The sequence below is a fragment of the Ruegeria sp. E1 genome (genome assembly GCF_056534225.1).
Map to the genome: position 1 here is coordinate 1 of NZ_JBQFPE010000028.1, position 8149 is coordinate 8149.

Here is an 8149-nt window from a genome sequence, read left to right on the forward strand (position 1 = left end):
GCGACAACGTCGGCTTCACCGTCGAGCTGATCGCGCCCATCGCGATGGAAGACGGCCTGCGCTTCGCCATCCGCGAAGGCGGCCGCACCGTCGGCGCCGGTGTTGTGTCGAAGATTATCGAGTAAGGCGCGCTTGTCGCGCCTGGTTGCGGCAGGCGATTTTCCAAAGGAAAATCTGCCGAGAGCAACTCGGAGAGGAAATTAGAAAGGGCGTCCCACGGGACGCCCTTTTTCGATTCTACTGCGATGGATTGGAAAGTGTTTTATCCGAAATCTGCGCATATATACGCATTCACAACGTAGAAAAATCGATGTGGAGATATAGAAGTTCTCGACCGTCTTCGCTGAAAGTTGCTCGCACGCCCATTCCATAAGGGACGGCCCTTCGAATGCGGGATAGATTGCCAGACGTTGGAAAGCGCGGCCCGTTTCTCTTAATTGACCAACTTCCATCGACTCTTAGTGTACCATCTCGGTTTTGGTATGGTTTGTCGGAACTGAATGTTTCGCTTACCCGAAAGCCTTGTGCCTCTAACCATGTTGTGGCGTCGGCTACTCCGCCCCATTCACGGAGCAATCTGAACATGCAAACCTGTGCGTCTCCGTTGGTTGAAATCATATCCCAATCCATTCGCAGCAAATCTGCGTGGGTTCCTGCATCGGCCCCGGTTTCAAGGCAGGATTGTGTGTCTGGGAACCTGTATGATGCACGCACAACATCACTGTTTATTCTGTTCGCAAATCGCAGGCGGAACTCCGGCTGACCTGAATTTAGTGGCAGTATTGAAAAAATTAGTGCCGTGACAAGTGATTTGAGAAAGTAGCAAAATACGCCAAGAAGTAAGATCGCAAATGCCTTCTGCCGAAGGCTGGCATTCCGGAATCCCTGCGGCGGCCAGAAATACTCTTGCTTGATCTTTGGACTTTTCATCCACCGAAGCGTCATCAATCCCAGTGAAGCCAGAACTAGGAATGCACCCAGCAAAATGTAGGAAAACCCCATGGGTGCGCTCAGAAGCAGTGCTATTGTAAGCAAGGCAGACCAAGTTGGCACCGACCCGTTTGGTTGAATAAATCTCGGCCGAAGGCAGAGGGCGAGAACCGAACCTGAAAGAAACAGAAGTGACGCCAATCCAAACAACAGCGTCAGCAAAAAAAGCTGTATCGCGATCGCGTAGGTATAATGAACGTTAGGATCGTCGCTAAACAGGTGCGCAATATCAAACGCGCCCATGTGCAACTGAGCGGAGAGCACTAGGGCATTAGTTAACAAAGTTGGCGTCAATGTGTAGGGCTTCCCACTGGTTTAAAAAAGCAAATGCGCATAGATTTGTCAGATATTTAGCGCCAATGACGCCTCAGATTAGAGTGATTTTCAAGTCCGGTATTCCCAACCAGATTGTGAAACTCCCAATGCGTCCTTCCGATGGTGTTTTCGGTTTGGCATTAATTTCTCAGCTGCCGTACTAGCGAGAATCATCTTCCCCCTTGCCAAACCCCACTAACCCCACTAATACGCGCGAGTTCTCAACAAGAACGTCAAGGCGGGGTGATTCCCGCCTTTTGGGTTCGATGAGGGTTGGCGATGCGCGTCTGTCCTCCTCTCAACCTCAACGCCTGATAAAAGGCTGTATCTATGCAAAGCCAAAATATCCGTATTCGGCTGAAGGCATTTGACTATCGCGTTCTGGATGCCAGCACGCAAGAGATCGTCAACACTGCCAAGCGGACCGGCGCGAACGTGCGCGGCCCGATCCCGCTGCCGAACAAGATTGAGAAGTTCACGGTTCTCCGTGGCCCTCACGTTGACAAGAAATCCCGCGACCAGTTCGAGATCCGTACGCACAAGCGCCTCTTGGACATCGTTGATCCGACCCCCCAGACCGTTGACGCGCTGATGAAGCTCGACCTCGCTGCTGGTGTGGATGTCGAGATCAAGCTGCAGTCGTAAGATCGGAGGGTATGAGAATGCGCTCTGGTATTATCGCAAAAAAAGTTGGCATGACCCGCCTGTTCATGGAAGACGGCAAGCAGATCCCTGTGACCGTTCTTCACCTGGACAACCTGCAGGTTGTTGCACAGCGCACCGCTGACAAAGACGGCTACACCGCCGTTCAGCTGGGCGCCGGTGCCGCCAAGGCAAAACGCACCTCGAAGGCCATGCGCGGTCACTATGCCGCTGCCAAGGTCGAGCCCAAGCGTAAGCTGGCCGAGTTCCGCGTCTCCGAAGATGGCCTGATCGATGTGGGCGCCGAGATTTCGGCAGAACACTTCCTGGAAGGTCAGAAAGTTGACGTTTCGGGTACCTCGATCGGTAAAGGCTTTGCCGGTGCGATGAAGCGCTGGAACTTTGGTGGTCTGCGCGCCTCGCACGGTGTTTCGATCAGCCACCGTTCGCACGGTTCGACCGGTCAGTGTCAGGACCCGGGCAAGGTGTTCAAAGGCAAGAAGATGGCCGGTCACATGGGTGCTGCCCGTGTTACCACCCAGAACCTGGAAGTCGTCAAAACCGACGCCGACCGTGGTCTGGTCTTCATCAAAGGCGCCGTTCCCGGACCGAAATCGGGCTGGGTCACCGTCAAGGACGCCGTCAAGAAGAAAGCACCGGAAGGCCTGCCTTTCCCGGCTGCTGTGAAATCGGCTGCAACCGAAGCACCTGCGGAAGAAGCGCCCGCGGAAGGTGGTGAAGCATGAAACTTGATGTAATCAAACTGGACGGCGGCAAAGCTGGCGACATCGAGCTGGATGCGGACCTGTTCGGCCTCGAGCCGCGTGCGGACATCCTGCACCGTGTGGTCCGTTGGCAGCGCAACAACGCGCAAGCTGGCACCCACAAGGTGAAGACTCGTTCGGAAACCAGCTACTCGACCAAGAAGATCTATCGCCAGAAGGGCACCGGTGGCGCACGCCATGGTGACCGCAACGCGCCGATCTTCCGTGGTGGTGGTATCTACAAAGGCCCCGTCGTGCGTTCGCACGGCCACGACCTGCCGAAAAAGTTCCGCAAGCTTGGCCTGCGCCACGCTCTGTCGGCAAAAGCCAAGGCAGGTGAGCTGGTTGTGATCGAGAACGCCGAAGCCGAAGGCAAGACCGCCGCTCTGGCCAAACAGGTTGCAAACCTGGGCTGGAAACGCGCTCTGGTCATCGACGGCGCGACCGTGAACGAAGGGTTCCTGAAAGCGTCGAAGAACATCGAAGGTCTGGATATCCTGCCGTCGATGGGCGCAAACGTCTATGACATCCTCAAGCGTGACACCCTGGTGCTCACCAAAGCGGCTGTCGAAGCACTGGAGGCTCGTCTGAAATGAGCGCGAAGGCAGAACACTACGACGTGATCCGCAAGCCGGTCATCACCGAAAAGTCGACCATGGCGTCCGAAAACGGCGCGGTTGTCTTTGAAGTGGCGATCGACAGCAACAAGCCGCAGATCAAAGAGGCCGTTGAGGCGCTGTTTGGTGTGAAGGTCAAGGCGGTGAACACCACCGTGACCAAAGGCAAGGTCAAGCGGTTCCGCGGCCAACTGGGCCGTCGGAAAGACGTCAAAAAAGCATATGTGACCCTGGAAGAGGGCAACACCATCGACGTGAGCACCGGTCTCTGATCGGTTCCGTTTTTGGAGACAGATAAAGGCCCCCGCGAAAGCGGGGGTTTTTTTTGACCTCCGGGATAGGTTAACCGTGTTGGTGAAGAAATAGCCTGATGAGGTGCAGAAAATTAACCTACAAGGTTTACATTCTCAACCTCCGATGTTATATCATGAAAACTCAATGAGGAGCGAACCAATGACAACGACTGAAATTGGAAAGGAGCTGCGGAAACTACGAATTGATGAGGGTGAACGTCTTCTGGATATGTCTAAGCGACTTGAAAAATCCTCTGCGTTCATCTCTGCCGTCGAGCGCGGCAGCAAGAGCCCGCCCTCTGGCTTCGAAGATCTTGTAATTTCTGTTTATCATCTTGTCGGAGATGCTGCCCAAGCGCTTCGCAAGGCGGCAGACAGGTCACGCAAGTCTTTTACAGTTGAGGCCAACTCGCCACTTGCCCGCGACACAGCCGGCTTAATGGCGCGCCGGATGGATTCACTATCCGAGGACGAGCTCAAGAGCATCTTCGAAATCCTCAGCAAGAAGGACGAACCATGACTCAGGCTAACGACTTTATTGTACCTCCCCGCAGTTGGCCGGAGATTGGCGGTATTGCTGACAACCTCCGGCACAACTTGGGGCTCGCCAATGAGCCCCACTTGCCAGTGATCGAATTGATTGAGCAAGTCCTTGATCAAAAGCTTGAACTGCTTCGATTGGAAGTGGGGGATCGAGCCGAGATGTGTGGCGCAGAGGGTTTGACCTGCCCCAATGGCGATTTCATCATGCTGCGGGATGATGTCTATGAAGGTGTTTGGGCTGGTCAGGCCCGCCCTCGGTTTACGACTGCGCACGAACTCGGTCACTGGGTAATGCACACGAATATTTCGATGGCCCGCTCGCAGCGAGGTGACGGCACTCCGCACTTTCGGCTCGCCGAACCACAAGCCAATCAATTTGCCGCGGAAATTCTGATGCCCGAGCAGTTCATTACGGCGATGGATCAGGAAGACGATCTTATTAGGCGTTTCAATGTTTCTTGGGATGCCGCGCGCAACCGCCTTCGATACCTGCATAAGAAAGGGAGGTTGTAACGAAAGAAGGCTCAGGTTGCAGCCCGAGCCTCCAAACGAATTCTGTATCGTGCTAACCGGGGCTTGACGATGCAGTGCCTCCCGAAAGCGCAAATCAGTCTCGTAGCAGGGCCGATTGTTAGCGCACTTCGGGTCAAATGGCAAGATACGCCCCGATGAAGGACGGTGTGATGACGAAGCGTTCACTCACTCCTCCACCCGGTTACCGGTACGTGTTCCGCCCTTGGCGGACCTGTCCAAAGACCGGGCAGCGGCTCTACGCGAAAGCGTTTGGGCTGAGGGCGTGGCCGATTCTCCTTCCGGAGTAGGTCACCGAAAGAGAATTTGGTGGGCGAGTCGTCGCCCTCCATTCATATCAACTTGCCAAAAAGGAATGAAAAAATGGCTCGTAAAACCTTTAAGATTGGTCGCAGCGCAAAGACTGGTCGCTTCACAACTGTCAAACGTGCGCAAACAAAAAAGTCCACTCACGTGGTCGAGACTATCAAGAAGAAAAAGTGAGGGCGCAGTAGGGTTTTGGTTGTGCTATTCGTCTTTTGGTGGGCCGAGAATTCTTGATCCCCCTATAGACACCCACCCCCAACACTGCTAAACGCACCCAATCTTGCGGCCTCGGATTCGTTCCGGGGCCTCTGATATTTGTAACCGGGGACCTTCGGGGCCCTTCACCTCGGGCACCTACGGGGGCCTATCACATAGCAGGGAAACCCCCTGCACTTGCTAAACGGAAGACAGAAAGCATGGCACTCAAGTCGTACAAGCCGACGACGCCGGGCCAGCGCGGGCTGGTGCTGATCGACCGTTCGGAGCTTTGGAAAGGACGTCCGGTCAAGTCTCTCACTGAGGGTTTGACCAAATCGGGCGGCCGGAACAACACCGGACGGATCACTTCACGCCGCCGCGGCGGTGGCGCAAAGCGTCTCTACCGGATCGTTGACTTCAAACGGAATAAATTTGATGTCGCGGCAACCGTCGAGCGGATCGAATATGACCCGAACCGGACCGCATTCATCGCACTGGTAAAATACGAAGACGGCGAGCAGGCATATATCTTGGCTCCGCAGCGTCTGGCTGTTGGTGACAAAGTCGTGGCATCCGCCAAGGCCGACATCAAGCCGGGCAACGCAATGCCGTTCTCGGGCATGCCCATCGGTACCATCGTCCACAACATCGAGATGAAGCCCGGCAAAGGCGGTCAGATCGCACGTGCGGCCGGTACTTACGCTCAGTTCGTTGGTCGCGATGGCGGCTACGCTCAGATCCGTCTGAGCTCGGGCGAGCTGCGCATGGTCCGTCAGGAATGCATGGCCACCGTTGGTGCCGTGTCCAACCCCGACAACAGCAACCAGAACCTCGGTAAAGCCGGTCGTATGCGCCACAAGGGCGTTCGTCCGTCGGTTCGTGGTGTTGCAATGAACCCGATCGATCACCCGCACGGTGGTGGTGAAGGTCGTACCTCGGGTGGCCGTACACCGGTTACGCCGTGGGGTAAGGACACCAAGGGTAAGCGTACCCGCAACAAGAACAAAGCGTCCCAGAAGCTGATCATCCGCTCGCGGCACGCCAAGAAGAAGGGACGTTAATCTATGTCTCGCTCTGTTTGGAAGGGTCCTTTCGTCGATGCTTACGTGCTGAAAAAAGCCGAAGCAGCGCGCGAGTCGGGCCGCAACGAAGTCATCAAAATCTGGTCGCGTCGTTCCACCATTCTGCCCCAGTTCGTGGGTCTGACCTTTGGTGTGTACAACGGCCAGAAACATATCCCCGTCAACGTCTCGGAAGACATGATCGGTCAGAAGTTCGGTGAATACTCGCCGACCCGTACCTATTATGGCCACGCCGCAGACAAAAAAGCGAAGCGGAAGTAAGTCATGGGCAAGGAAAAGAACCCCCGCCGCGTGGCTGAAAACGAAGCAATGGCGAAAACCCGTATGCTTCGCACCAGCCCGCAGAAACTGAACCTGGTTGCGCAAATGATCCGCGGCAAGAAAGTCGAGAAGGCTCTGACCGACCTGACTTTCTCGAACAAGCGTGTCGCGCAGGACGTCAAAAAGTGCCTGCAGTCCGCAATCGCCAACGCCGAGAACAACCACAACCTGGACGTTGACGAACTGATCGTCGCCGAAGCCTGGGTTGGCAAGAACCTGGTCATGAAGCGCGGTCGCCCGCGGGCCCGTGGCCGTTTCGGGAAAATCCTGAAGCCGTTCTCGGAGATCACCATCAAGGTGCGTCAAGTTGAGGAGCAAGCCTAATGGGTCATAAAGTCAATCCGATCGGCATGCGCCTGCAGGTCAACCGCACCTGGGACAGCCGCTGGTACGCCGACACCAAGGACTACGGTGATCTTCTGCTGGAAGACCTCAAGATCCGTGAGTTCATCAACAAAGAGTGCAAGCAGGCCGGTGTTGCCCGTGTGATCATCGAACGTCCGCACAAAAAGTGCCGCGTCACGATCCACACGGCTCGTCCCGGTGTCATCATCGGCAAGAAAGGTGCAGACATCGAAGTTCTGCGCAAAAAGCTTGCGCGTATGACCGACAGCGAACTGCACCTGAACATTGTCGAAGTGCGCAAGCCCGAGCTTGACGCGCAGCTGGTTGCCGAGTCCATCGCTCAGCAGCTGGAGCGCCGCGTCTCGTTCCGCCGCGCGATGAAGCGGTCGGTTCAGAACGCCATGCGTATGGGCGCCTTGGGTATCCGGGTGAACGTCGCTGGTCGTCTGGGCGGCGCCGAAATCGCACGGACCGAGTGGTACCGCGAAGGCCGCGTGCCTCTGCACACCCTGCGTGCCGACATCGATTACGCACATGCCGAAGCGATGACCCCCTACGGGATCATCGGGATCAAGGTCTGGATCTTCAAAGGTGAGATCATGGAGCACGATCCGCAGGCACGTGACCGTAAAGCACAGGAACTCCAGGACGGCCCTGCACCTCGTGGTGCTGGTGGCGGTCGTCGCTAAGGAGGGAAAGATATGCTTCAACCAAAGCGTACTAAATTCCGCAAGATGCACAAAGGCCGGATCAAGGGTCTCGCCAAAGGCGGCTCTGATCTGAACTTTGGCACCTACGGCCTGAAAGCTCTTGAGCCTGAGCGTGTAACCGCACGCCAGATCGAAGCTGCTCGTCGTGCCATGACGCGTCACATGAAGCGTCAGGGCCGCGTCTGGATCCGCATCTTCCCCGACACTCCGGTCACGGCCAAGCCGATCGAAGTTCGTATGGGTAAAGGTAAAGGTTCGGTCGATCGCTGGGCCTGCAAGGTCAAGCCTGGCCGCGTGATGTTCGAGATCGACGGCGTCAATGACGACATCGCCCGCGAGGCCCTGCGCCTGGCCGCGATGAAGCTGCCGATCAAGACCCGCGTCGTGATCCGCGAAGACTGGTAAGGCGGCGGGGTAAAACCCCACCCTACGATTTGAAGCCCCCGTCGGGACACCGGCGGGGGTTTTTTTATGATGGGGGCTCTGCCCCCG

The 8149-nt window shown here is 56.2% G+C and carries 13 protein-coding genes; 12 read left to right on the plus strand and 1 reads right to left on the minus strand.

What is annotated here, in order from left to right; translation table 11 throughout:
• The coding region (locus tag ACR0FG_RS20605; protein WP_449421237.1) for an EF-Tu C-terminal domain-related protein at window positions 1-125 on the plus strand (125 nt) is incomplete at its 5' end.
• Window positions 126-291: 166 nt separating this feature from the next.
• Here the strand turns inward: ACR0FG_RS20605 and ACR0FG_RS20610 are convergent.
• Window positions 292-1233, minus strand: a complete 942-nt coding sequence (locus ACR0FG_RS20610) for a hypothetical protein (RefSeq protein ID WP_480895229.1) — start codon at window positions 1231-1233, stop codon at window positions 292-294.
• A 402-nt stretch (window positions 1234-1635) separates the two neighbouring features.
• Here ACR0FG_RS20610 and rpsJ point away from each other — a divergent pair, with 402 nt between their 5' ends.
• The 11 genes from rpsJ (at window position 1636) to rplP (ending at window position 8062) form a co-directional block, all read left to right on the plus strand.
• Window positions 1636-1950 carry a 30S ribosomal protein S10 gene (rpsJ, locus tag ACR0FG_RS20615; protein WP_008756422.1) on the plus strand — a complete coding sequence of 105 codons (315 nt, stop codon included), beginning with the start codon at window positions 1636-1638 and terminating at the stop codon, window positions 1948-1950.
• A 17-nt stretch (window positions 1951-1967) separates the two neighbouring features.
• The gene (gene rplC / locus ACR0FG_RS20620) at window positions 1968-2693 is read left to right on the plus strand and encodes a 50S ribosomal protein L3 (protein WP_170515968.1); all 726 of its coding nucleotides are present in this window, start codon (window positions 1968-1970) and stop codon (window positions 2691-2693) included.
• A complete protein-coding gene (gene rplD / locus ACR0FG_RS20625) occupies window positions 2690-3307 on the plus strand; it encodes a 50S ribosomal protein L4 (protein WP_480471827.1) in 618 nt (205 codons plus the stop codon). The genes rplC and rplD overlap by 4 nt, the downstream gene beginning before the upstream one ends.
• Window positions 3304-3600 carry a 50S ribosomal protein L23 gene (locus ACR0FG_RS20630; protein WP_010437040.1) on the plus strand — a complete coding sequence of 99 codons (297 nt, stop codon included), beginning with the start codon at window positions 3304-3306 and terminating at the stop codon, window positions 3598-3600. The genes rplD and ACR0FG_RS20630 overlap by 4 nt, the downstream gene beginning before the upstream one ends.
• Window positions 3601-3781: 181 nt before the next feature.
• Entirely contained in the window at window positions 3782-4141 is a 360-nt protein-coding gene (locus ACR0FG_RS20635; RefSeq protein ID WP_170373354.1) for a helix-turn-helix domain-containing protein, read from the plus strand.
• A complete protein-coding gene (locus tag ACR0FG_RS20640) occupies window positions 4138-4677 on the plus strand; it encodes an ImmA/IrrE family metallo-endopeptidase (protein WP_170716652.1) in 540 nt (179 codons plus the stop codon). Before ACR0FG_RS20635 ends, ACR0FG_RS20640 begins: the two co-directional genes overlap by 4 nt.
• A 740-nt stretch (window positions 4678-5417) precedes the next feature.
• Window positions 5418-6260 carry a 50S ribosomal protein L2 gene (gene rplB, locus ACR0FG_RS20645; protein ID WP_008757664.1) on the plus strand — a complete coding sequence of 281 codons (843 nt, stop codon included), beginning with the start codon at window positions 5418-5420 and terminating at the stop codon, window positions 6258-6260.
• Window positions 6261-6263: 3 nt separating this feature from the next.
• Entirely contained in the window at window positions 6264-6542 is a 279-nt protein-coding gene (rpsS, locus tag ACR0FG_RS20650) for a 30S ribosomal protein S19 (RefSeq protein WP_005980699.1), read from the plus strand.
• A 3-nt stretch (window positions 6543-6545) separates the two neighbouring features.
• Window positions 6546-6926, plus strand: coding sequence for a 50S ribosomal protein L22 (gene rplV / locus ACR0FG_RS20655; RefSeq protein ID WP_008756532.1), 381 nt, complete (start codon window positions 6546-6548; stop codon window positions 6924-6926).
• Window positions 6926-7636 (plus strand): 30S ribosomal protein S3, encoded by a 711-nt coding sequence (rpsC, locus tag ACR0FG_RS20660; protein WP_008758042.1) that lies wholly within the window; start codon window positions 6926-6928, stop codon window positions 7634-7636. The genes rplV and rpsC overlap by 1 nt, the downstream gene beginning before the upstream one ends.
• A 12-nt stretch (window positions 7637-7648) precedes the next feature.
• A complete protein-coding gene (gene rplP / locus ACR0FG_RS20665; protein WP_010437070.1) occupies window positions 7649-8062 on the plus strand; it encodes a 50S ribosomal protein L16 in 414 nt (137 codons plus the stop codon).
• Window positions 8063-8149: the final 87 nt, after the last annotated feature.

Bases quoted from the DNA above. Each gene is read 5' to 3' on its own strand.
- rplP (WP_010437070.1), top strand. From the start codon at position 7,649: ATGCTTCAACCAAAGCGTACTAAATTCCGCAAGATGCACAAAGGCCGG.
- ACR0FG_RS20630 (WP_010437040.1), top strand. From the start codon at position 3,304: ATGAGCGCGAAGGCAGAACACTACGACGTGATCCGCAAGCCGGTCATC.
- ACR0FG_RS20635 (WP_170373354.1), top strand. From the start codon at position 3,782: ATGACAACGACTGAAATTGGAAAGGAGCTGCGGAAACTACGAATTGAT.
- rpsC (WP_008758042.1), top strand. From the start codon at position 6,926: ATGGGTCATAAAGTCAATCCGATCGGCATGCGCCTGCAGGTCAACCGC.
- rplV (WP_008756532.1), top strand. From the start codon at position 6,546: ATGGGCAAGGAAAAGAACCCCCGCCGCGTGGCTGAAAACGAAGCAATG.
- rplC (WP_170515968.1), top strand. From the start codon at position 1,968: ATGCGCTCTGGTATTATCGCAAAAAAAGTTGGCATGACCCGCCTGTTC.
- rplD (WP_480471827.1), top strand. From the start codon at position 2,690: ATGAAACTTGATGTAATCAAACTGGACGGCGGCAAAGCTGGCGACATC.
- rpsS (WP_005980699.1), top strand. From the start codon at position 6,264: ATGTCTCGCTCTGTTTGGAAGGGTCCTTTCGTCGATGCTTACGTGCTG.
- rplB (WP_008757664.1), top strand. From the start codon at position 5,418: ATGGCACTCAAGTCGTACAAGCCGACGACGCCGGGCCAGCGCGGGCTG.
- ACR0FG_RS20640 (WP_170716652.1), top strand. From the start codon at position 4,138: ATGACTCAGGCTAACGACTTTATTGTACCTCCCCGCAGTTGGCCGGAG.
- ACR0FG_RS20610 (WP_480895229.1), bottom strand. From the start codon at position 1,233: ATGGGCGCGTTTGATATTGCGCACCTGTTTAGCGACGATCCTAACGTT.
- rpsJ (WP_008756422.1), top strand. From the start codon at position 1,636: ATGCAAAGCCAAAATATCCGTATTCGGCTGAAGGCATTTGACTATCGC.